This is a genomic window from Hymenobacter cellulosivorans (assembly GCF_022919135.1).
Classification (GTDB): domain Bacteria; phylum Bacteroidota; class Bacteroidia; order Cytophagales; family Hymenobacteraceae; genus Hymenobacter; species Hymenobacter cellulosivorans.
In genome coordinates, this window is record NZ_CP095049.1 from 3,421,428 (window position 1) to 3,444,662 (window position 23,235).

The window sequence follows — 23,235 nt, forward strand, 5'->3', positions numbered from 1 at the left end:
GTAGGTGGAGTGCAGGTTTGAAGCCGCAGATTACGAAAAATCCCCGGCACCATGGGTGGTGCCGGGGATTTTTAAGTAGCTAGCTCAACCGTGCAAACGGTATATTCTGCCTACTCGAAGCGCATGTGCTTCACCGATTCGCCCGAGTTCTGCAGCTCAATCAGCGAATCGATACCGATTTGCAGGTGGGAGGTCACGTAGTCGGATGTAACCTTTTTGTCGCTCTCAGAAGTTTTCACGCCCTCGGGCGTCATCGGGTTGTCGCTCACCAGCAGCAGGGCGCCGTGGGGAATTTCATTGACAAAGCCCACGGTGAAAATCGTGGCCGTTTCCATATCTACGGCCATAGCCCGGATCTGGCGCAGGTAATCTTTGAAGTTCTCGTCATGCTCCCATACACGGCGGTTGGTGGTGTACACCGTGCCGGTCCAGTAGTCCTTCTCGTGCTTCTTGATCATGCTGCTCACGGCCCGCTGCAAGCGGAAGGAGGGCAGAGCCGGAATTTCGGCCGGCAGATAGTCGTCCGAAGTACCTTCGCCGCGAATGGCGGCGATGGGCAGGATGAGGTCGCCGAGCTTGGTCTTGTTTTTCAACCCGCCGCACTTGCCCAAAAACAGCGCCGCCTTGGGCTTAATGGCACCCAGCAAGTCCATCACGGTAGCGGCCATGGGGGAGCCCATGCCGAAGTTGATGATGGTGATGTTGTTGGCCGTAGCCGTTTGCATGGGCTTGTCGATGCCCCGAATTTCGACGCCGAACTGCTCGGCGAACATCGTGACGTAGTTAATAAAGTTGGTCAGCAGAATATACTGGCCAAACTCGTTCAGGGGCACGCCGGTGTAGCGGGGCAGCCAGTTCTCGACAATGTCGGCTTTGGTTTTCATGTGGGAAAGAGTGAATGAGTGAATGAGCGAATGAGTGAAGTAGGAGGGATAAAGCAAACGAGGAATTAGAGAAGAAACTCACTCATTCACCATTTCACTCATGCACCGCTCGGGTACAAAAAAACCGTCGAACAACTGTACGACGGTACCCGGACGAAAAGCTGTAGCAGAGGCTCCGGGCCGTACCTTTGTAGGTGATGCAAGAACTGAATCTGCCGCCTTTCGGGTACAAAGTTACCCAATCCGGCGAAAATTTGCTAATCTGGGATATTCTGCGCCGCAAACAAGTGGTGCTCACGCCCGAGGAATGGGTCCGTCAGCACGTGGTACACTATCTGATTGACCACCTGGGGTATCCGAAAAGCCTGCTGAGCCTGGAACGGGGCCACGCCTACAACAAGCGCCAGAAGCGCACCGACCTCTGCGCCTTTGATGCCAGCGGCAAACCGTTGCTGCTGGTCGAGTGCAAGGCCTCCTCGGTGGCCCTGACGAGTGCCGTAGCCATGCAGATCGGTACCTATAACCAAACCATCGGGGCTCCGCTGCTGCTGGTCACGAACGGGGTGCAGCACTTCTGCTGGCGGGTCCATTCCCTGAACCGTACCAATCAAGCCTTGTCTTTTATTCCCACCTACGCCGAGGCGCTGGAGCTACTGGCCCTGGCCCACCCCGACGCCTCATGATACCGGTCTGCAAGGGACTGCGGTTCTGGCTGGGCAGTTTGTTACTACTAGGCTTGGCAGTTGGCTGTCATTCGCGCCCGCAGGTACTGTACCTCACTTCGTTTGATGAGCTGCCCGCCGAGCGGGTGCAAATCGTGCGAGAGGCCGTGCAGAAATTCTATGGCCGCCCGGTGCACCTGCTACCCACCCAGCACCACACTGCAGCTACCATTTGCCGGGTGCGCCACCGGCACCGGGCCGCCGCGGTGCTGGAGCACCTGCAATTACTGCTACCCGACAGCACCACCGGCAAAATTCTGGCCCTGACGACTAAGGACGTAGAAATTGAGGACGGCACCCGCCGGCCGCACTGGGGCGTAATGGGCCTGGCCAATCATGCCGGGGGCAATGCCTGCGTGGTATCCTCCTTTCGGCTCGGGGGCCGGACCGACCGGCTGCGCAAAGTTAGTTTGCACGAAGTGGGGCACTTGCTCAGCTTGCCCCACTGCCAGTCGGGTACGGCCACGTGCTTTATGCAGGATGCCCGCGGCCGTGCCGCTACCGTCGACCGTGCCCGGGAGCAGCTTTGCCGGGAGTGCCGGGCGCGGCTGGCGTGGTAATCAGCGCTTATACAGGGAGTTATCCAGCAAGCCGTTGGTGAAGAGCTGCAGGCAGGCTTTGAGCTCGTCGCCGTACTGTTTGAGCTTCTGCGGGTCGGGGTTTTTCAGCGGCTCGGCGGGCATGCTGTGCGTCTGGTAGGGGTAGAGCCGCACCTGGTTGGTGGCCGTCAGCTCCGTCACGAAGTCGCGGTGCACCAGGAAGTGGGAATTGTCGCGCAGAAAGATGGCCCGGCCGCTGGTGCGGTTATCAAACACGGAGTAGCCAAAGGGCAGCAGCTGCTTCTCGGCCGCAATGCCCAGGTAGTCGATGACGGTGGGCGTCACGTCGGCCTGCTGGGTGATGCGGTGCACGTCGGCGGCGGGCAGCGGGCCCCCGGGATGGTAGAGCAGCAGTGGCGTTTTGAAGGAACCCAGCACGTTCTGGTACTCGGGGCGTAGGGTCTGGGAAGTGTGGTCGGCCAGGATGATGAACAGCGTGCGGTTAAACCAAGGCTGCTTGCTGGCGGCTTTGAAGAACTGCTGCAGGGCAAAATCGGTGTAACCGATGGAAGCGTGAATCGGCAGCTCGCCGGGCGCGAATTTGCCCTTGTACTTGGCCGGTACCGGAAACGGCTCGTGCGAAGTCAGGGTGAACACCGTGGACAAAAACGGCTCCTTCTGCTGGCCCAGCTCCCGGGCAAAGTACTGCAGGTAGGGCTCGTCGAAGATGCCCCAGTGGCCATCGTAATCCGGGCTTTTGGCCCCGCCGGGGTATTCGTTCAGCCCGTAGTAGCGCTGCATGCCGGCAATGCCACTGAAGGTATTGAAGCCCATGGTGCCGTTTTCGGCCCCGTGAAATACGGAAGTTGAATAGCCGTGGCGGCCCAGCAGCTCGCCCAGGCCGTGCAGCTCGTCGGTCTGGAAATTGGAGGTGATAAACGGGCTGTCCATCAGCCCGGGCAAACCCGCCAGCACCGCCGGCAACGACTCGATGGAGCGGCGGCCGTTGGCGTAGTGGTCCCGGAAAAACAGGCCCTGCGTCGCCAACGAGTCGAAAAACGGGGTGTAGCCCTTGCCGCCGTTTTCGATGCCGTTGTACTCCGAGGCAAAGCTTTCGATGAGCAGAATCACCACGTTGTCGCGCGGGGCACCGGAGCGGGGCAGGGGCTTGTGAATAGCCAGCGCCTGCTGCAAGGCTGCTGGCGTAGTAAAGTAGTTGCGCCGCTCTACGGGCTCGTAGCCAAAGCTTTTCTGGAAGGTAAAGGTGCTGTTCAGCGTGACGTGGCCCAGAATCGGGGGCGAGGTCTGCATAAAGGCGTGGCCGGTGCGCAAGGGCTTGAGCTGCAGGCCACCCCGAATACCGAGCACGGTAAAAGCAGCCAGCACCACGATTTCCAGCGCCACGCGGCCAAAGCGGCGGATAGTGCGCGGCTCACGGGCATAGTACTCGGCATCCCGGACCGTAGGCATCGGGTAGAAATACCACAGCAGCCCAAACAGCAGACTAAAAGGAATCAGCAGGAACCAGTAATGGCCTACCAGCTGCCCGGCTTGCCGCTGAATGTCGCCGGTAATGGTAAACAACTCGTTGCTGGTGCGCCGCCCGATAAACTTAAAGTAGATAGTGTCAATCAGGTTGACGGCCAGCCCCAGTGCATTCAGCACCAAATACACTCCGCGCAGCGCCCGTTGCCAGCTGCGGCCAAAGCTAGGAACCAACGACAGCAGCAGGAAGGGAATATTCAGCAGTAGAATGGCCGAAATATCGAACCGGAAGCCGTGCAGAAAAGCCCAGAGCACCTGGTTGAGACTAGCTTCCTGAAATGCCGCATAGTTGGCCCAGTAAAAGCCCAAACGCAAGAACACGTAAGCGCCCATGAGCAACAGCAGGCGGCGCACCAGCAAACGCAACAGCGGGGAAATCATGCGGGCAGTCAACGGCGTTAGTCCTGGCTGGGCTTAAGGTGAATATTCTGGCCGTCGGGCAAGTCTTTGATCTGCTTGTAAAAGCTGGCCAGAAAACTCAGCCGCTCAGCCACGGGTTCCGGCTTCAGCGTCGGTTTCACCGCCGATTTGATGCACAAGGGCGGCACAACGCTCAACAACTGACCGGGCTCCAGCTTGCCGCCCCGCTGCTGAAACGCGCGCAGCGGCTCCATGCCCAGGGCATCGAGCGGAAACTTCTCAACTCCGAATAGAAAGTGCTTGAAGTCGACTTCCAGATCGGCCAGCTCCCCGGTTTCGGTGTCCAGAAACAGCACCGCGTCGCCGCGCAGCAGAAACTGGTTGCCCACACAGTCCTGGGCAAAGGGAATGTCGGTTTCCAGCACTTCCGCGTAGGTGTGCCAGAAAGCAGCTCCGCTTTGCCAGGCGGTGTGCAAGGAGTGCCAGGTGGGCTCCTGCACGCAGCCCCGGATGTGCAATCCACCAAAGTAAGCCACCACGCCGTTTTGCTCGCGCAAAAAGGTCTGCAGATAGGAGGGAAGGCGGGCAAAGCTTACTAGGTCAGTCAACTCGCCGCCGGTATACAGAATTCCTTTCATGAAAGTAGCGCGAAGCTCCAGCCCCGCGGGTCGTCAGGACCCAAACGGGGTGCCCGCGAAATTCGTGCAACGAAACACGCCGCTGGAGCGGCGCGCTACAGAAAAAAAGCCTTCCCGAGGATGAGTCGGGAAGGCTTTTTTTGGTACTTAAAAAGCTTAGGCGGTGGCGCCTTCCAGCACGGTATCCACGCTTACCAGCGGCAGATTCCAGGCTTCGGCCACACCGGGGTACACCACTTCGCCGTGCACCACGTTCAGGCCCAGACGCAGCGAGGCGTCGCGGCGGCAGGCTTCCTGCCAGCCCAGGTTGGCCAGCTTCACGGCGTAAGGCAACGTGGCGTTGGTCAGCGCCAGAGTCGAAGTGTACGGTACGGCACCGGGCATGTTGGCCACGCAGTAATGCACGATGTCGTCGATGATGAAAGTAGGGTTTTCGTGGGTCGTGGGCACGCAGGTCTCGATGCAGCCACCCTGGTCCACGGCCACGTCCACGAGCACCGTACCGGGGCGCATGGTCTTGAGCATTTCGCGGGTAATCAGGTGCGGAGCCTTGGCGCCGGGAATCAGGACGGCACCCACCACGAGGTCGGCGGTTTTGATGGCTTCGCGGATGTTGTACTCGTTCGAGTACTGGGTTACCACGTTCTTGGGCATGAAATCGTCCAATTCGCGCAGACGGTTCAGGCTGATGTCCATGATGGTTACCTGGGCGCCGAGGCCGGCGGCTACTTTAGCAGCCTGGGTACCAACGATACCGCCGCCGAGTACCAGCACGTGGGCGGGCTTTACGCCGGGTACGCCGCCGAGCAGAATGCCGCGGCCTTTCAGGGGTTTCTCCAGGTACTTGGCACCTTCCTGGGGGGCCATGCGGCCAGCCACCTCGCTCATCGGGATAAGCAAAGGCAGGGCGCGCGAGGGCAGTTCTACGGTTTCGTAGGCCAGGCACACCGCTTTGCGCTCAATCATAGCGTGGGTCAGTTCCTCGCCCGAGGCAAAGTGGAAGTAGGTGAACAGCAGCTGGCCTTCCTTAATCAGGTTGTATTCCTCCTTGATCGGCTCTTTTACCTTCACAATCATTTCGGCCTTCTCGTACACGGCCGCAATGGTAGGCAGGATGGTAGCGCCAGCCTGCTCGTACTCAGCGTCCTGAAAACCGCTGCCTTCACCGGCCGTGGCTTGCACATACACGTCGTGGCCGTGCTTGCGGAATTCAGCCACACCAGCTGGGGTGAGGCCGACACGGTTTTCGTTGTTTTTGATTTCTTTCGGTACGCCGATGATCATGGGAGGAACTGAAGAGTGGGTGGAGGGGAAATACTATCTGAAAACGGCCGCAAAGATACAAAAGAAGCCGGCTTCGTGGGTGTAAAATGCGGCTATTGACAAGGAAGGTTCCACCGGGTTGCACAAGAGGGCAAAGTAGCTCCGTACAAAAATCTCCAACCGGAGCGGGCATCTTGAGCCGGCGCGAAGCAAAGTGAAGGCGCTTGCTCATCTACCCCTACCAAATTACTGTTACAACAAAAAGCCCTTTGCCAACCGTTGGCAAAGGGCTTTTTGTTGTAACAGTAACCTTCTCATTCGGGCCAGAAAGGCCGGATGACAGATCCTACAAATGGGTCTGGCTAGACCTACTTGAATGGCACGGCCACGCCGCTTTCCTTTACCATGCTGGCCGCGTTCAGGTCGCGCACCACGTTGGCTTTCAGCGTCAGCTTGGCGTCGCCGTGCAGGTCGTTCGAGCCGATAGTGACTATGTCGCTCACGGTACCAACCTGGCGCTGGGCATAAATCAGTTCTACCGTAGCGCTCTGGCCCGCCTTAATCGGGGCCGGCGTAGCTTTGTAGCCCACACAGTTGCACGACGAAGTCAGGGCGCCGAGCTGTAGATCCTGCTTACCGGTATTGCGCACCGTAAACTTGGCCACGGGCTGCTGGCCGGCTTCCATCTTGCCAAAGTCGTGGCTGGTGCGGTCCAGCACCAGGCGGGGCGACTGTGCCAGCTGGGCCGGCGTGAGCGTAGCTTTCACCTCTTCCTTGTTCAGCACGTTACCCTTAATGCTGAGCACGGCGCTGGGCGTGCTGGCGTTGCTGGTCACGGTTACGGTTTTGTTGAAAATACCGGGCCGGCCGGCGCTGCTGTACATGGCCTTGATGATGCCGCTCTTGCCGGGCAAAACGGGCGTTTTGGTCCAGTCGGGAGTGGTGCAGCCGCAGCTGGCCTGCACGTTGGCAATAATGATGGGCTGATTACCGGTATTCTTGAACTTGAACTCGTGCGTAGCCATGGTGCCCTCAGCCACGTTGCCGAAGTCGTGGGCTTCTTTCTCGAACGTCATGACGCCCTGGGCGCGGGCTCCAAAGCTGGCGGCTCCCAGTACCAGAGCCAGGAAAAAGGAGGCGAGATTTTTCATAAGTAAAGCAAGTAGAGGATAGACGAAGGCAAAACGGGCGGCCACCGGCGTGGCCTGTCAGCCAAAGATAGACAAAAACGCGCCTGATTCGTAGGGGTGCCAGAAAGCCGCCTCGTGAAAGCTCGCGCCCAAATCCGTACTTTTGTGCGCCTGCTCCGGCGGGCATTCGTTCCCACCCCGATTTTTTGCCTCCAATTCCCGCCTACTTCCTTTCGATATGCCCACTGCTGAACCCCTCGTAGCGGCCGCTGCCGCCCTAAGCAAAGAAGAATTGCTCCGCGACTACCGCCTGGGCTGGGAAAGCCGGCAGGCCTCCCTGGCCGGCCGCAAGGAAGTATTCATGGGCAAAGCCAAATTCGGCATCTTCGGCGACGGCAAAGAGCTGCCCCAGCTGGCCATGGCCCGCGCCTTCCAGCCCGGCGACTTCCGCTCCGGCTACTACCGCGACCAGACCTTTATGCTGGCCGCCGGCGAACTGACCCTGCAGCAGTACTTTGCCCAGCTCTACGCCACCCCCGACGCCGAAGCCGAGCCCGCCACCGCCGGCCGCGCCATGAACGGCCACTTCGCCACCCGGCTGCTCGACGAAGACGGCAACTTCAAAAACCTGGCAGAACTCAAGAACTCCTCGGCCGATATTTCGCCCACTGCCGGCCAGATGCCCCGCCTCGTGGGCCTGGCCTATGCCTCCAAGCTCTACCGCCAAAACCCCGAACTGCACGAGTTGACGCAGTTTTCGGTGAATGGCAACGAGGTAGCCTTTGGTACGATTGGCAACGCCAGCACCTCGGAAGGCATGTTCTTCGAGGCCATCAATGCGGCCGGCGTGCTCCAGATTCCGATGCTGATTTCGGTCTGGGATGACCACTACGGCATTTCGGTGCCCGCCGAGTACCAGACCACCAAGCAGAGCATCAGCGAAATCCTGGCTGGCTTTCAGCGCAACGCGCCAGGCGAGCAGGGCTTCGAAATTTTCGTGGTCAAGGGCTGGGACTACCCGGCGTTGGTCGATACCTACCTGCGGGCCGCTGAGGTCTGCCGCCGCGAGCATGTGCCCGTTCTGATTCACGTCACGGAAGTAACCCAGCCCCAGGGCCACTCCACCTCCGGCTCCCACGAGCGCTACAAGAGCAAGGAGCGCCTGAGCTGGGAAGAAGAGCACGACTGCCTGCGCAAAATGCGCGAGTGGCTGCTCAGCGAAGGCCACGCCTCAGCCGAGGAGCTCGACCAGATTGAGAGTGAAACCAAAGACGTGGTGAAAAAAGCCCGCGTGGCCGCCTGGGATTCGTTTTTCAACCCCATCAAGCAGGAGCGCGACGAGGCCGTGGCGCTGCTGGAAAAGCTGGTGGCTGAAACCGGGGAGGAAAACCGCCTCCACGAAATGGTGGAGCAGCTGCGCCACAACCCGACGCCCATCCGTGCCGACATTGTACGCACCATCAAGCGGGCCCTGCGCCTGGTGCGCGATACGCGTAGTGGTGCCCGCCGCAGCCTGCAAAACCATCTGGAGCAGGCCTTGGCCGAAAATTCGGACCGCTACAACTCCTACCTCTACAGCCAGAGCGAGCAGGCGGCGTTGAATATTGAGGTCGTGCCCGCCGAGTTTGCGGCCAACACGCCCCAAGTCGATGCCCGGGAAGTGCTGCAGGCTTGCTTCGAGGCCAACTTCCGCCGCGACCCGACCATCTTCGCCATCGGGGAGGACGTGGGTAAAATCGGGGACGTGAACCAGGCGTTTGCCGGCTTGCAGGACAAGTTTGGGGAGCTGCGCGTGACCGACACCGGTATCCGGGAATGCACCATCGTGGGGCAGGGGATTGGCGCTGCGCTGCGCGGCCTGCGGCCCATCACCGAAATCCAGTACCTGGACTACCTGCTCTACGCTATCCAGATTCTGAGCGACGATGTGGCCTGCCTGCAGTACCGCACCAAGGGCGGGCAGAAAGCTCCGCTGATTGTACGCACCCGCGGCCACCGCTTGGAAGGCATCTGGCACTCCGGCTCTCCTATTGGGATGATTTTGAGCAGCATCCGCGGTATGCACGTACTGGTGCCCCGCGACATGACCCAGGCCGCCGGCTTCTATAACACGTTGCTGCGCTCCGACGAGCCGGCTCTCGTCATTGAGTGCCTGAACGGCTACCGCCTCAAGGAGCGGATTCCGCAGAACGTGGGCGAATTCACGGTACCTCTGGGCGTACCCGAAATCCTGCAGGAAGGCCAGGATATTACTATCGTGACCTACGGCTCGATGTGCCGCATCGTGCAGGATGCCGCCCGGCAACTGGCCGAGGTGGGCATTTCGGTGGAAATCATCGACGTGCAGACCCTGCTGCCCTTTGATATTGACCACGTCATTGCCGACAGCCTGCGCAAAACCAACCGGGTACTGTTTGCCGACGAAGACGTGCCCGGCGGGGCCACGGCCTACATGATGCAGCACGTGCTCGACGAGCAACAGGGCTACCGCTTCCTCGATTCCCAGCCCCGCTGCCTTGCCGCCCAGGCTCACCGTCCGCCCTACGGCTCCGACGGTGACTATTTCTCCAAGCCCAACGCGGAGGACGTATTCGACGCCGTGTATGAGCTCATGCACGAAGCCGACCCCAAGCGTTTTCCGACCATTTACTAAGGCTACTACAAGCAAAAGCCGGCCGGATGCTGAAACATCCGGCCGGCTTTTATATGGAATCAGAAGCGGCGCCTAACGGGGCTGTACGGTGTAGCTAGAGGTCGTAATCTTGTTGCTCTCGTGCAGGGCGCGGTCCATGATGCTAACTTCGAAGCGAACTTCGTCGCCGGGGCGGAAGGGACTGCCTAAGGTTGTTACCACGTCCAGCGTAAGCGTACCTTTCAGGGGGCTAGGCTTGCCGCCTTCGACGTAGAGCTTTGGAAAGCGACTATTAAAACCCCCTTGCTCATTCAAGATAACTGGCGAGAACTCAGTCGCGGGGGGCCGCCGAACGTAGGGGGTAATGAAATAATTGTGCGTCGTGCGGTTATAGGTGCCGTCGGGGTTGGTGGGGTTATATGGCGCATTAATATCGCCTCCGGTTTCAGTAGAGAGGCCCAGGTCTCCGTCTCCGTCCGTGAAGTCAACCGTAACCTTGATGGTATCAGTCGGTATGAAGCCACCCCCGGGGCTGTAGCGCACTACCCGGAGTTCCTTGAAGTCGATGCGAGGCTCTATCGGGTAATCGGGTGCCTCCAAGCAAGATGTCAGTAGCCCGGCTGTAGCCACCAGCGCAGCGGCAGTACCGATTTTCAGAGTACGAAACATGGTCATAGAAAGCAGCAGTAGAGGTAGAAAAACGGGGCCGCACCCAGAGGCGGAAGGTACAACTTCTCAACGAAGTGCCGCCGGGTTTGTTATACTAATTCGCTAACCACGCCGCTGCCTAATGAGTTTCCGCGACGAATTTCTCCGCACCCTTCCGGCCCTTACGCCTGCCACCTTCGAAGCGGCGGCGCTCCGCCTGTTTCGCCACCAGGCCCGGCATTGTCCGCCCTATCAGCAGTGGCTGCGGCTGCTGGGCTGCCAGGTAGAGCATATAGCACACCTGGAAGAAATCCCTTTCCTGCCTATCGAGTTCTTCAAAACCCACGAGGTGCGCACCGAGCCCACGGAGTGGGAGCCGCAGGAAGTATTTCTGAGCAGTGGCACCACCCAGCAGCAGCGCAGCCGCCACCTCGTGCGCGACCCGCAGCTCTACCGCCAAAACGCGGCCCGTATCTTCGAGCAGGTATACGGCCGGCCGCTCACCCAGTGGACCTTTCTGGCTCTTTTGCCGTCGTATCTGGATCAGGGCCAGTCGTCGTTGGTGGCTATGGTGGATTATTTCGCCACCGAGTCGGGCCAGGCGCAGCCTGCCTTCTTCCTGCACGACCATGCCGCGCTGCTGCAAGCCCTGGCCGAAGCCAAAAAAGACTCCACGCGCCGCGTTATGCTTATCGGCGTGTCGTATGCGCTGCTGGACTTAGTGGCCGAGTACGGGGCTGCGCCCGAGTTGCAAGGCCTCACCGTGCTCGAAACCGGCGGCATGAAGGGGCGGCGCCGCGAAATGATTCGGGAGGAACTGCACGCCGAGCTGCAGCAAGCCTTTGGGCCCGCCGGTATTCACTCCGAGTACGGCATGACCGAGCTACTATCTCAGGCCTATAGCCTGGGCGACGGCCGTTTCCACTGCCCCGCGCCGCTACGCATCCTGCTGCGCGACCCAGCCGACCCATTCTCGGTATCTTCCACCCGGCCCGACGGCGCCATCAACGTCATCGACCTGGCCAATATCGACTCCTGCGCCTTTATCGAAACCAAGGACCTGGCCCGCCAGTACCCGGATGGTTCGTTTGAAGTGCTGGGCCGCATGGATAACTCCGATGTGCGCGGCTGCAATCAAATGGCCGGGTAGAATTTTTTGTCTGTCATCCTGAGCGCAACGAAGCGGAGCGACGGAGCTTCCTCTCTCAAGCGACCGGCCTTAATAAATATGAAAAGCCCTTTCTCGTTGCTACGGGAAAGGGCTTTTTAAAGTAAAGGCCGTGTGTCGCTAACAGCAGACGGAATGCTTTGGCCTTCAGCCTTGCAAGGACATGGAGCTTTTACTTCCCGGCAAAAGCCTTGGCGTCGGCTTCGGTGATAGTGTCGTCGCTCATGATGATGAGGCGCTCGACCACGTTGCGCAATTCGCGGATGTTGCCGCGCCAGTCGAGGCCTTTGAGGTACTCCAGGGCTTTGGGGTCGATGTTCTTGGGCTTGTCGCCGTAGTCGCGGGCAATATCCTGCAGGAAGCGCTGCACCAGGTCGCCGATGTCGTCGCGGCGGTCGTTCAGGGCCGGCACTTTGATTAGGATAACCGAGAGACGGTGGTAAAGGTCCTCGCGGAAGTTGCGGTCGGCAATCTCCTGCTGCAAGTCCTTGTTGGTGGCCGCAATGACGCGCACGTTCACCGAAATTTCCTTTTCGCCGCCCACGCGGGTAATCTTGTTTTCCTGCAGGGCGCGCAGCACCTTGGCCTGGGCCGAGAGGCTCATGTCGCCGATTTCATCCAGGAAAAGAGTGCCGCCGTCGGCCTGCTCAAACTTGCCGATGCGCTGCTTCACCGCCGACGTGAACGAGCCTTTCTCGTGGCCAAACAGCTCGGATTCAATCAGCTCCGAAGGGATGGCGGCGCAGTTGACCTCAATCATGGGGCCGCCGGCACGGTTGCTGAGCTCGTGCAGCTGGCGGGCCACCATTTCCTTGCCCGCCCCGTTGGGCCCCGTGATGAGCACGCGGGCGTCGGTGGGGGCTACTTTGGCAATCTGCTTGCGCACGGCTTCGAGCTCGGGCGAGGAGCCTATCATCTCGGAGCTCTTGGCAATCTTTTTCTTGAGCGTTTTGGTTTCGGTGACGAGCTTGGTGCGGTCCAGGGCGTTGCGCACCGTTACGAGCAGGCGGTTCAGGTCTGGCGGCTTCTGGATGAAGTCGAACGCGCCTTTTTTGGTGGCATCCACGGCCGTGTCGATGTTGCCGTGGGCCGACACCATGATAAAGGCCGCGTCAGGGGAGGCAATCTGGGCCCGCTCCAGCACCTCGATGCCGTCCATCTTGGGCATTTTGATGTCGCAGAGCACCACGTCGTACTTGTTCTTGATGAGCATGTCGAGGCCGGTCGGGCCGTCCTCGGCCTGGTCGACGGTGTAGCTCTCGTACTCCAGAATCTCTTTCAGAGTGTTCCGGATGGCCTTTTCGTCGTCAATTATCAGGATTCTGGGCATGGGGTTGGAAGAGGAGTAGGGGAGCGAATGTAACGAAAAGAGTGAGCCGCGCAGTGTAGCCAGGCACGAAAAACCGGAGTTGGCGCGGTACGGCCGGATGGGCAAAGGCAAATTGGCGGCTCTCCCACGGGCTGCTCATTGCTTCTCAGAGCAAAAACAATCGTCGGAGAGCCGGTCTTGTCCCTCCCGGCTTCGAAACATCAGTTTGCATGCCGGGAGAGACAAAATGGAGAAAGAAACAATCGTTGGCGAACAGGGTCAACATGGTACCGGCTCTGCAACAATTATTTTTGCCTTGGTACTACTGTTACGGGCCGAGTGAGACTACGCAAAACGGCCGCCGCACTCGGGGAGTTGCGGCGGCCGTCTGTAGAGCTGGTGATGAGTCTGTAAGCCGGGTTTTGTCCGTGTTGCCACGGCCCCACCATTTATCTAGGCCAGTCCTCGCGGAAAGGCTCCATCAACCTACCCGCTGGCGCCGGACGAGCCGCCCGGTGCACTTCCCGAAGGACGTGCGTGCCAGCTTATTTGGTCTTTCAACCCCTGAGGTTTACCCAGCCGGCCTGGTCACCCAGCCGCTGGTGCGCTCTTACCGCACCTTTTCACCCTTACCAAAAGGTGAGATGGTGAATTAGTGAAATGGTGAGTTTTTCGTTCTGCTTGCGCAGATTGAACAGCAACTCACTAGTTCACCATCTCACCACTCACCGCCTGGCGGTACTTTTCTGTGGCACTGGCTGTCCTGGTTTGCTTTACGCGTGCCAGTCCTTCCCGTTAGGAAGCAGGGTGCTCTGCGTTGCCCGGACTTTCCTCGTCGCCGGAGTTGCCTCCCTTGCCGCGGTGGGGCGACCCATCACTGCGGGCAAAGGTACTAGTTTCACGTTTGTAATTGCTGAAAACGCCGGCGGCGGAAAAGTTTGTCCAGCTTTTGCGTCTTAGTCGGCAGGTTGGTGCTGCTCATTCGATGGCAGGAGGAAAGACCCTGCTTGGGGTCGGTGAAGAGCAGGTAGCTTTTACCAGGCTCCAGGCCAACACTCATGCCTAAGCCGCAGTTGCCGGGGTCGGTGAGCAGGGTAATGGTATCGGGCCGGGCCCCGCGCCAGGTGCGGGTAACCACAAACTGATATACAGTCGTTGCTGGCTGGTCGGCGGGATGAATTACCCGAACCAGACGGCCGGCAAAAATCAACGGGTAATGAGCCGCGGCCTGCCTAAAGGATAGTCGTGCACACTTGCAGCTAACCCCGGCTCTGGGCAGCAGTATGACCATTAATAGTAGGAGGGCTGCTCTAGGTACCGTCTTCATTATAGCAGGGGTGGGTGAGGCAATCGGCTGGGTTATAAAAAGTTGAAGGCCTGCCTGTATAAGAGTTTAAAGGAACATATTAAAATATGAATAAAACATTTAGTGCGTATGCTGGGTGCTGCTGAGCTATACCATTCTATTATATAATTACTCCTATTATCAAAATTATATTCAAGGCTGTTTAACGCTGCGTTTATAGCGGATAATTAGCTGTTTAGTTGATATATGTATGCACTTATGTGGTAAAAATTGAAATAATATCAATGAACGGTGGAATTCTTTGTGACAAAAGCTAGTTAGGTCCGTACAATGCTTCAGCAGCCAGGGCGGGTGTGAAATATAACTTACCCGAGGTTCGGCTCACCGTGAGTCGGAGTTTATCGCAACTGCTTAGCCTTCTTTCTTTTCCACCCTTTACCCCCAGTAGAATGCAGAAGAAACAACACAATGCTCGGTTTGCTTGGTTAGTGAGTGCTTCGGCCATTGCGGCCAGCACGATGTTCAGTGCCTGTTCGAAAGAGGAAGCCCAACCCGCCGACGCAGGCGTGGCCCAGAGCAGCAGCAGCGAAGCCAAATCGGAAGAAGGGGGTATTCCGGGTCAGTACATCGTGGTGCTCAAGGATGACGCGGTGGCCACTAGCGCCAGTGAGTCCTACTCGGAGAAAGTAAAGAAGGTAAAGGAAGTAGGACAGGGTATTCTTAAGTCGCGGGGAGCCCGCGCCGAGGCCCTGGGCTATGCCTACGGCCACGCCCTGAAAGGCTTCTCGGCCACGCTGTCGGCAGCTGAAGCCAACGAGCTGCGGGCCGATGCGCGGGTAGCCTACGTGGAGCAGGACCAGATTATTTCCCTGGGTAAGCCCGGCGCCACGGCTGGCGGGGGCGGCACCGCTGCCCAGCCCGCCCAGGTAACGCCCTACGGCATCAACCGCGTGGGAACGGCCGATGGCACCGGCCGCACCGCCTGGATTATCGACAGCGGCATCGACCTGACGCACCCCGACCTGAACGTAGACGTGGCCCGCAGCAAGTCGTTCTTGACCAGCGGCGCCGATTATACCAACCCCAACGACGGTAACGGGCACGGCACGCACGTAGCCGGTACCATTGCGGCCAAGAACAACACGATTGGTGTGGTAGGCGTGGCTGCCAATGCAACGGTAGTAGCCGTGCGGGTGCTCAACTCCCGTGGCAGCGGCTCCAACTCCGGGGTTATTGCCGGTGTGGATTACGTAGGTGCCAATGGCAAGGCCGGCGACGTGGCCAATATGAGCCTGGGCGGGGGCGTGTCGCAGGCTTTGGATGATGCCGTGCTGCGGGCTTCGGCCGGGGGCGTGCTTTTCGCCCTGGCCGCCGGCAACGAAACCGACAACGCCAACAACCACTCCCCAGCCCGGGTGAATGGAGCCAACATCTACACCATCTCGGCCATGAACAGCACCGACAGCTGGGCTTCGTTCTCCAACTTCGGCAACCCGCCCGTGGACTACTGCATGCCCGGCGTCAGCATCCAGTCGACCTGGCTGAGCGGGGGCTACAACACCATTAGCGGCACTTCCATGGCCGCGCCCCACATGGCCGGCGTGTTATTGCTGAAGGGCAAAGCCTTCACGACCAGCGGCAACGTGAAAAATGACCCCGACGGCTCAGCCGACCCCATTGCCCACCTGTAAGAGACAAAGTAGCTTCCTTCCATAGAAAAGGCCCGCTGGATATCCGGCGGGCCTTTTCTATGGAAGGAAGCTCTGCGTTGCCCGAGCTTTCCTCATTTCCAAACTAGCCCTACTCGCCGCCGTAGGCTTACTCATCATCATGATAATGGAATAAAGGCACTAAGCTGATTTCTCGAATTCTGCCAGCAGCGTCTCATTGAGAGGCAGGATAAGCCGGGCCAACTCATGGACCGGAGCAAACGCCCTGACGGCGCCGATAGTAGTTTGGCGCAGCGCCGCAAAATCAATGGGGATGGGCAGGCGGTAGGTGCTTACGCCCCGTGGGTCACCGGTTACATGCTCTTTGAATACCGCTTGAGCTTCCTTCAGCTGCTGGTGGTACAGGGCAACGTTTTCAGTTGCCAGCAGCTGGGTACACAGCGCCACCATCCGTGGATAATCGGGGGTGGCGGCATACACGTCCAGTCGGTCCTCGTCCTGTATCTGCATTATTCTGGAAATGATACGGCGATACACGGAGCCCTTCATGGTGAAGCCGCCATCTAAATTTCCCACCGCCGCCTGCGTTTCTGCCCAATTTTTATTGGGTTTATGGTACCGGGCAAAGCTGCTGAAGTCATGAGCAATAATGCCTGACTCCACTCCAAGCAGGTGGATCAGCGTCCCGGTTATGCGGAAAAGGATAGTGAATACCGGCTGCGGATCTACGGCCAGCAGTGCCTCCAGCCGGTCTTGCTGCGAGTAGAACTGCCTTCTCAGCTCGTCTGCCTCAACCCGGGTAGCTTCCAGGCTGCTGTTCTCTTCGGGCGCCATACGCTTGTTTTACTTCGCCTCCCATACGTTGTTTGCCTTGCTATTATCCGGGGTGTAGGTGTGGCCTAGCACCACTTTCTTCACGGCCTTTTTGCCATCCAGCGGTATCGTGACGGTCTTGCTGCCGTCCTGCCACACGGCAATGGTGCGGTGCAGCTTCTGGGTGGAGTTATCGGCGTAGGTGACGGTCAGATCCACGGGCATGGGCTTGCTGCCTTTGGCTTCCACGATGATGCTTTCCTTGCTCACGCTCTGCAGGGCCAGGTCGGGGTAGCCGCCGTCGAAAAACCAGCGCTGCCAGAACCAGTTCAGGTTTTGCCCCGCGCCCTCGTTCATGGAGTTGAAGAAGTCGTAGGGCATGGGGTGCTTGCCGTTCCAGGTGCGGATGTAGTTGTGCAGGGCCTTGGTAAAGAGCTCCTCGCCCAGCAAATCCCGCACATAGTAGTAACCCAGGGCGGGCTTGGGGTAGGAGTTCAGGAAGAAGGGCGTGCCGTTTTGCTGGGTGCTAAGCGTGACGATGGGCAGGTCGTTTTCCGAATCGGCGGCCCGGGCGTAGGGCTCCACGCCGTACTCGTCCACCAGCTTAGGGTCAATAATGTTGCTGATAATCCACTCGCCGATGGTGGCCCAGCCCTCGTCCATCCAGCCGTACTTGGTTTCGTTGATGCCCAGGTAGAACGGGAACATCGTGTGAAAAATCTCGTGGTCGGTGAGGGTAATGGCGTCCTCCCGGGAGTCCACGGGGTTGTCGTTCACCATCATCGGGTACTCCATCTGGTCGAGGCCGTCGAAGATGGTTTCGTGGGCGTAGGGGAAAGGCCACTTGGGGAAGCTGTAGCTCATGGCCTCCACCGTTTTGCGGGCGAAGTGCACCACTTCCTGGTAGTCCTTGTGCTTGGTGTTGTACACGGCGTCCACGCGGGTGCGGCGCTTGGTGGCCGGATCTACCACCAAGCTCGTAGACTGCCACACGTAGTGGTCGGCGGTGGCAAAGACGAAGTCCGTCACGTTCTGGGCCTCAAAGCGCCAGGTGTTCTGGGCATTGGCGGCCGTAATGTCCTGGCGCTTGAGGTCACTCTCGTTGATGATGTGGACCACGGCATCTTTCTGCTCGGCATCGGCCAGGCGCTTGGCGTACTTTTTCGTCAGCACCTGGTCGGCATTTTTCAGGTCGCCGGTAGCCCACACCACGAAGTTGCGGGGCACGGTAATGGCGGCTTTGAAGTTGCAGAAGTCGTTGTAGAACTCCTGGCTGCCGTTGTAGGCGAAGCGGTTCCAGCCGTCAATATCATCATACACGGCAATGCGGGGAAAGAAGTAGGCTACAAAGTCGGCGCCGGGCTCAATCTCGCCGGTGCGCATGTGGGAGCCTTTGTTGAGCGTGTAGGAGTAGGCAATGGTCACCTTAGCCGTTTGCTTGGGGCCAATGGCTTTGCTGACTGGCACGGGCATGTTGGTGGCATCGATGCGCAGTTTCTGCACATCGAACGTCTGGCCATTGATGGCCAGGGCCGAAATCTTCACTCCGTCGTGAATATCCTCGGGCTTGAAGGTACTGGAGCGAGGCGCGCCTTTCTGGTAGAGGTTGGGGTAGAGCTTAAACCAGAGCTGTTGCAGCGAATCGGGGCTGTTGTTGACGTAGCTGATGCTGACCGTGCCGGCTACCAGGCGGGTTTTAGGGTCGAAGCTGATTTTGAGGTCGTAGTCGGCCGTATTCTGCCAGTACTTGGGGCCGGGCTGCCCGTTCTGGGCGCGGGTGCCGCGGGCGTAGGTTTTCTGCAGATTCAGCGGCACGGGCAGGGTGGGTTGGGCCGCGGCCAGCAGGGAAACGAGCAACAGGCCGGCCGTAGCCAGCAAACGGGAAAGCGGAAGGGGCATAGAAGAGCAATAGGTTACTGCAAAGTAACGAGGTTCGGGTCGGGGCTGCGTGAAACGAAGATGAGGGCCGGGCTTTTTCTGCCCCATTGCAAGCTGCCCAAGGCAGGCGTGAGTAAAACGCACCCGAAGCTGTACCCAAACAGGCTGTACCAAAAATACTTTGGTACAGCCTGTGTGGGTACAACATCACTGACGACGAGAAGCCAGGCCTTAAGCCGTTACCAGGTTTTCGGCCCGCAATACCTGTTCGCCGCTCCAGCGGTAGGCTACCAGCTGCCCGCCCCGGGCCACGCTATAATCGAGGCAGACGGCGTGGGGGCGCAGAATCTGGGGGGTGCCACGCAGCCAGTAATGTCCGAAAAAGACCGGGGTTTCCTCGGCGTAGTGGTAGGCATCGGGCAGGGCCGCGTGGTCCACCGGGTGGGCGTCCAAGGTTGGAATGCTTTCCAGGTAGTAGTCGGCGTAGGTGCAGCCCTGGGGGTTGCACCACCAGCGGATGCGCATTTTGGTGCGCTCGTTCCGGTCTTTGTCGTAGAAGCTCAGGCCGGGCGGCAGCGTTATTTCCTTGCCTTTCAGGGTTTCTTCGATAGCCAGGTACTCGGGCGTGCTGCGGTCGGCAGCGCGGAGCAGCACGTCGGCGGTAAGCCGGTCATCGGTCAGCTCGGAGCGCAGCAGCTCGATGTGGCGCGGGTCCCAGCAGGCGTGCACTACTCGCAGCTGGCCCAGGTCCAGAAAAAGGGGCAGGGTCTTGAACCACTGGATGTAGTCGTGCCACTCTTGGTACAACTCCCGGCCGTTGAATTCCTCCAGGGTGCGCACATGCTGCAGGATGTTGCGCGGGGTGTGGGGCCGCAGGTGGCCGCCCTGCGGGTGCTGTTCATAGAAGCAGATGGCGTTGTACTCGTGGTTGCCCATCACGGCCAGGGCTGCGCCACCGTCAACCATAGCCCGCACAATCTGCAGCGTTTCCCGGATGCTAGGGCCCCGGTCCACGAAGTCACCTACAAAGATGACTTGGCGGGTAGGGTGGCGGTACACACCGTTTTGTAGGGTATAATCAAGCTTGGTGAGTAGCCGGCGCAGCTCGTCGGCGTGGCCGTGGATATCACCAATTAAGTCGTAGTGCATAGGGTAGGAATAGAAGGAAATACAAGATCGTCATTGCGAGCGAAGCCGAGGAACCTCGCTGTCAGTCATTGTTAGTCGTTGTTGGAAAAAGAACGTCGTGCTTGATCTGGCAACGGCAGCACGCAAGATGTCTCGCTGTGCTCGATATGACGTTCGGCTTTTTAACCACTCCGCTAGCTCAACTCACTACGCACCTGTTGCAGAATCTGGCGCCAGTACCTGAGAAACAGCATGTGGCCCTCGTCGGGGAGCATGCGCAGGGTGGCGTGGGGCAGGCGGGTGGAGAGGTAGTGAATCGGCGCGGGGTGCCAGATGAAGTCGGCGGTGCCGTGCCAGATAGTGGTGGGGGCCCGGATGGCAGCCAGCGTAAATTCGGGGCGGCGGCACAGCGCTTGGCCGTCGTAGTACACGCCCTGGCCCTGGTGGGTGAAGGCGTGCTGGGCCGCGTCGCGCAGAACCATGCGCGAGACGGGGTTGCCGGCTTCCTCCTGCTCAGCGGGCCCCAGCATGTTCATAAACCGGTCAATCATCCGGTCAGGCTCCCGGGTCCACTGCTGGCTGAGGCGGCGGAAAACCGGTTTGGCCAGGCCTGCGGCATAGTCGTTGAGAAACTTGATGGTTTTCCAGCGGGGCGGCAGGGCCCGGTAGGTTTCGGGCTCCCCCAGCGGCAGGCAGGTACTGAGCAGGTGCAGGGCCGTGACGCGGCTGATATACAGAGCCGCCTGAGCCTGAGCATACAAGCCGCCCGCCGACCAGCCCAGCACCGGCAGCGGCCCACGGATGCCCAGCGCGTCGAGAGCAAAAAACACGTCTTCGGCAAAGGACTCCAGTGTCAGGTGGCGGTGCACATCTGAGTTGCCGGAGCCGGGGCGGTTGGGGGCAAGTATTTGCAGCTCCAGTTGGGCTAGCAGTTCGGCGTTGGGCGGAATGCTTAGGCCCGAGGAGGCGTAGCCGTGGTGAAACAGGACTGGCTGGTGCGTAGGGTCGCCGTGGCGGATTATTTCCAGGCGGCGCTGGTCGGGCAGGGTGACGAGCGTGGGTTGGGCAAACACGCTGGGCATAAGAGGCGGAAAAAAGAACGTCATTCCGAGCGAAGTCAAGGAATCTGGCGGGCTGACGGTTGATTAGTAATCAAACGATACCACGCCAGATTCCTTGACTTTGCTCGGAATGACGACCAATGGTGAAAATTTACTTCAGCCGCACCAGCGTGGCGCCGTAGCCGAACTTCTCTTTCTGGGAGTCCTCGAAGAACTTGATGTCCTTGTTGCGGCTTAGCAGCTTATGGAGCTCCTTGCGTAGGGTGCCATTGCCGGAGCCGTGGATGTAGATGATTTCGTGCATGTTGGTCGCCAGGGCCCGGCTCAGCGTATCCTCGAAGGCTTCGAGCTGAAGCTTGAGAATGGCCGTGTTGCTGAGCGGGGGCTCGGCTTTGGCGGCCTCGGGGTCCAGGGCTTCCAGGTGCAGGTCTACTTCGTGGGGCGGGGCTACCAGGGCCTTGGCGGGCTCGGGCGCCGGGGCTACGGCAGCGGGCTTGGCCGGGGCATTGCCGCTAAGCTGCTGCTGCAGGGTTTCGGCCAGCTTCTCGGGCGCCACGGCTACCGGAACCGGAGGCTTTTCGTCGAGCTGAAACAAATACGCCTCGCGCTGCAGCACCGGCACGTTGGCCTGTCGGCTGGTGTAGAAGCTGTTGGCCTTGAACTGCACGCGCTTGGTGAGCAGCTCGTAGGCGGTGGTGTCGTTCAGCAAGTGGGGCAGCAACTGAATCACCGGGGCGGGCCACTTGTCGAAATCCTTGAGGTGCCAGTGGCCCAGCGGCGCACTCACCGACTTGGCCTTGAGCTTGTCGGCATACAGGGCGCGGTACTTGCCGGCCGTCTCCTCGCCGTAGGTGAAGAGCACGTCCCGGTCGGTGTGGTTGATGATGTGCAACGCCAGCAGCTCGGGCGACTGGTGTACCAGGGCCAGATACAGGCCTTTCTGTACCGGTGGGGCCTTGGGGGCCGGCGGCGCCGCAGGCCCTGCGGCAGCCTTGGCGGGGGCGGCCGGGGCGGCTACACCGGCCGCCTTGGCCGCGCGGGAAGCGCCCGACGAGGCGGCTTTCTTTTCGGCAGCGGCGGCGCTGGCGCTTAGCCCGAAGGTTTTGGTTTCCTCGGCGGCTACCACCACAACTTCGCGGCGCAGCACAGGAATAGTAAAGTCGTTGTCAATGGCTACTTCCACCAGCTCACTGTCGAGCAGGCGGGTGATAATGCCTTCTTCGCGGCCGGTTAGTAAACGGACCCGGTCTCCTACGTTCATATCGGAAAGGTTAGTTGCTGGGTGGGTGGTTGATGGTTGGACGCTGCTTGTTGCGGGGGTGGGGCAGAGCAACAACGTGCAATCTACGAGAGGCGTTGATTGGGAGCAGAGCTGCAAGGTACGTACAATTGGCCCGCAAGCCTTTTACGGCGCAACCACCCCCTCCGATATCCTTTATCCTTCAATCAGCAGCAGGCCTTTGCTAGGCCTAACGCTACCGCCCGGCGTGTTGGTTGCAGCCGCGTTGGCCTACCAACAAACAACTACCAACCAGCAACTAAAAATACAGCCCGTGCAGTACCACCCCGCGGCGGGCGTTGTATTCCAGGGCCGGGGCGGGCAGGTGGAATATGCTGGCCACGTAGAACACCCGTTTGAGCAGCTTGCTGCGCGTCGGGATTCGGCGCAGATTCACGTCGAGGCTGAGGTAGTACTGCCGGTAGGGGTACAGGCCCAAGGCAGCGTTGGCGTCGGGGTCGTTGTACACCATTTCCTGGGCCCCGTAGCCCACGGCGGGCTGCAGCCACTTGGGCCACTTGCTTTCGGGCCGGAGCCAGGCGGCCAGGTCGGCGCAGAGCCAGTAGGTTTGGCCGTTGTAGTCTTTTAGGTGTTGCTCGGCCAGGGACTTGCCCAGCACGTTGGGCCGCAGCCGGGCGTAGCGCGTGGTGTGAAACGAGTACTTGGGCATGATGCGCACTTCATTCCAGGCCAGCTGCTGGCCAATCAGGGCCGCTGAGCCCAGAAAGTTGGCCGCCAAATCGGTAGCGGAGGCCCCGTAGGCCGGGTCGCGCCCGTCGAGCAACTCGATGGGGCTTTGCAGCAGAAATCCCACGAAGCCGCCGTACCAGGTGGCGGTGCGGTCCGGCACCTTGGCCCAGCGCAGCATATCTACCGCGCCCCGGCTTTCGTGAAACGCGCCCCAGAAATGCCCGGCCTTGTCCATCTGCTGCCACTCGGGCAAATCGTTGAACCAGTGGAAGTCGCTGCGGGGACCGGTATACCAACCCTGGTCGAGCAGATACAGCAGGCCGGTGTAGCTCACCACCAGCCCCCCGGCCAAAATCGGTAGGCGGTGGGAGCGGGGCGTCGAGACAAGAGTGGAATCGGGCGGCGGGGCGGCAGGAGGCAGACTGGTAGGCGCGGCCGGCTGCTGGGCCTGCACGGCTAAACCCGCGCCCAGTACCAAGCCCGGCAGCAGCAGGAACCGGGCGCAAAACAAAGCCAACGGGCGGGAAAATGTACTCATTCAGAAAGAAGCCGGCAGACTGCCAAAGCAGGGC

The 23,235-nt window shown here is 59.8% G+C and carries 19 protein-coding genes and 1 other RNA gene; 5 read left to right on the forward strand and 15 right to left on the reverse strand.

The features are described 5' to 3' along the window. Positions 1 to 110: 110 nt before the first annotated feature. Complete coding sequence (locus tag MUN80_RS14505; RefSeq protein WP_100335335.1) at positions 111 to 884, reverse strand: AMP nucleosidase; 774 nt, start codon at positions 882 to 884, stop codon at positions 111 to 113. Positions 885 to 1,138: 254 nt separating this feature from the next. On the opposite strand from MUN80_RS14505, the gene MUN80_RS14510 reads away from it, so the two are divergent. Next, entirely contained in the window at positions 1,139 to 1,567 is a 429-nt protein-coding gene (locus MUN80_RS14510) for a type I restriction enzyme HsdR N-terminal domain-containing protein (RefSeq protein WP_244714056.1), read from the forward strand. Further along, on the forward strand, positions 1,564 to 2,166 hold the full coding sequence (locus MUN80_RS14515) for a zinc metalloprotease (protein WP_244714058.1): 603 nt from the start codon (positions 1,564 to 1,566) through the stop codon (positions 2,164 to 2,166). Before MUN80_RS14510 ends, MUN80_RS14515 begins: the two co-directional genes overlap by 4 nt. Here MUN80_RS14515 and MUN80_RS14520 read toward each other — a convergent pair whose 3' ends face one another. The 4 genes from MUN80_RS14520 to MUN80_RS14535 form a co-directional block, all read right to left on the reverse strand. Beyond that, positions 2,167 to 4,071: an LTA synthase family protein gene (locus tag MUN80_RS14520; protein WP_244714060.1), complete on the reverse strand. Its 1,905-nt coding sequence runs from the start codon at positions 4,069 to 4,071 to the stop codon at positions 2,167 to 2,169. Positions 4,072 to 4,088: 17 nt separating this feature from the next. Further along, positions 4,089 to 4,688 (reverse strand): SMI1/KNR4 family protein, encoded by a 600-nt coding sequence (locus MUN80_RS14525; protein ID WP_244714062.1) that lies wholly within the window; start codon positions 4,686 to 4,688, stop codon positions 4,089 to 4,091. A gap of 156 nt (positions 4,689 to 4,844) precedes the next feature. After that, the gene (gene ald, locus MUN80_RS14530; protein WP_100335339.1) at positions 4,845 to 5,972 is read right to left on the reverse strand and encodes an alanine dehydrogenase; all 1,128 of its coding nucleotides are present in this window, start codon (positions 5,970 to 5,972) and stop codon (positions 4,845 to 4,847) included. 347 nt (positions 5,973 to 6,319) lie between these two features. After that, positions 6,320 to 7,102, reverse strand: a complete 783-nt coding sequence (locus MUN80_RS14535) for a DUF1573 domain-containing protein (RefSeq protein WP_244714064.1) — start codon at positions 7,100 to 7,102, stop codon at positions 6,320 to 6,322. 217 nt (positions 7,103 to 7,319) lie between these two features. Here MUN80_RS14535 and MUN80_RS14540 point away from each other — a divergent pair, with 217 nt between their 5' ends. After that, the gene (locus MUN80_RS14540) at positions 7,320 to 9,734 is read left to right on the forward strand and encodes an alpha-ketoacid dehydrogenase subunit alpha/beta (RefSeq protein ID WP_244714066.1); all 2,415 of its coding nucleotides are present in this window, start codon (positions 7,320 to 7,322) and stop codon (positions 9,732 to 9,734) included. A gap of 72 nt (positions 9,735 to 9,806) precedes the next feature. On the opposite strand, the gene MUN80_RS14545 is transcribed toward MUN80_RS14540, so the two are convergent. Then, positions 9,807 to 10,382 carry a hypothetical protein gene (locus MUN80_RS14545; RefSeq protein ID WP_244714067.1) on the reverse strand — a complete coding sequence of 192 codons (576 nt, stop codon included), beginning with the start codon at positions 10,380 to 10,382 and terminating at the stop codon, positions 9,807 to 9,809. A gap of 121 nt (positions 10,383 to 10,503) precedes the next feature. Here MUN80_RS14545 and MUN80_RS14550 point away from each other — a divergent pair, with 121 nt between their 5' ends. Beyond that, positions 10,504 to 11,511, forward strand: a complete 1,008-nt coding sequence (locus MUN80_RS14550) for a long-chain-fatty-acid--protein ligase (RefSeq protein WP_244714068.1) — start codon at positions 10,504 to 10,506, stop codon at positions 11,509 to 11,511. A 190-nt stretch (positions 11,512 to 11,701) separates the two neighbouring features. Here MUN80_RS14550 and MUN80_RS14555 read toward each other — a convergent pair whose 3' ends face one another. From MUN80_RS14555 to MUN80_RS14565, 3 genes are all read right to left on the reverse strand, one after another. Continuing rightward, on the reverse strand, positions 11,702 to 12,859 hold the full coding sequence (locus MUN80_RS14555) for a sigma-54-dependent transcriptional regulator (protein WP_244714069.1): 1,158 nt from the start codon (positions 12,857 to 12,859) through the stop codon (positions 11,702 to 11,704). Between the two features lie 374 nt (positions 12,860 to 13,233). Beyond that, positions 13,234 to 13,716, reverse strand: an RNA gene (gene rnpB / locus MUN80_RS14560) — RNase P RNA component class A. A 20-nt stretch (positions 13,717 to 13,736) separates the two neighbouring features. Then, positions 13,737 to 14,048, reverse strand: a complete 312-nt coding sequence (locus MUN80_RS14565; RefSeq protein ID WP_244714070.1) for a hypothetical protein — start codon at positions 14,046 to 14,048, stop codon at positions 13,737 to 13,739. A gap of 545 nt (positions 14,049 to 14,593) precedes the next feature. Here MUN80_RS14565 and MUN80_RS14570 point away from each other — a divergent pair. Next, the gene (locus tag MUN80_RS14570; protein ID WP_244714071.1) at positions 14,594 to 15,835 is read left to right on the forward strand and encodes a S8 family serine peptidase; all 1,242 of its coding nucleotides are present in this window, start codon (positions 14,594 to 14,596) and stop codon (positions 15,833 to 15,835) included. A gap of 159 nt (positions 15,836 to 15,994) precedes the next feature. On the opposite strand, the gene MUN80_RS14575 is transcribed toward MUN80_RS14570, so the two are convergent. From MUN80_RS14575 to MUN80_RS14600, 6 genes are all read right to left on the reverse strand, one after another. Further along, positions 15,995 to 16,648 (reverse strand): hypothetical protein, encoded by a 654-nt coding sequence (locus MUN80_RS14575; RefSeq protein ID WP_244714072.1) that lies wholly within the window; start codon positions 16,646 to 16,648, stop codon positions 15,995 to 15,997. A 9-nt stretch (positions 16,649 to 16,657) separates the two neighbouring features. Beyond that, positions 16,658 to 18,526, reverse strand: coding sequence for a M1 family metallopeptidase (locus tag MUN80_RS14580; RefSeq protein ID WP_244714073.1), 1,869 nt, complete (start codon positions 18,524 to 18,526; stop codon positions 16,658 to 16,660). A gap of 210 nt (positions 18,527 to 18,736) precedes the next feature. Further along, positions 18,737 to 19,654, reverse strand: a complete 918-nt coding sequence (locus MUN80_RS14585) for a metallophosphoesterase (protein ID WP_244714074.1) — start codon at positions 19,652 to 19,654, stop codon at positions 18,737 to 18,739. A gap of 173 nt (positions 19,655 to 19,827) precedes the next feature. Continuing rightward, on the reverse strand, positions 19,828 to 20,715 hold the full coding sequence (locus MUN80_RS14590; RefSeq protein ID WP_244714076.1) for an alpha/beta fold hydrolase: 888 nt from the start codon (positions 20,713 to 20,715) through the stop codon (positions 19,828 to 19,830). Positions 20,716 to 20,845: 130 nt separating this feature from the next. Then, positions 20,846 to 21,955, reverse strand: coding sequence for a Smr/MutS family protein (locus MUN80_RS14595; RefSeq protein ID WP_244714078.1), 1,110 nt, complete (start codon positions 21,953 to 21,955; stop codon positions 20,846 to 20,848). A gap of 277 nt (positions 21,956 to 22,232) precedes the next feature. Next, positions 22,233 to 23,201 carry a YfiM family lipoprotein gene (locus MUN80_RS14600; RefSeq protein WP_244714079.1) on the reverse strand — a complete coding sequence of 323 codons (969 nt, stop codon included), beginning with the start codon at positions 23,199 to 23,201 and terminating at the stop codon, positions 22,233 to 22,235. Between the last annotated feature and the right edge of the window lie 34 nt (positions 23,202 to 23,235).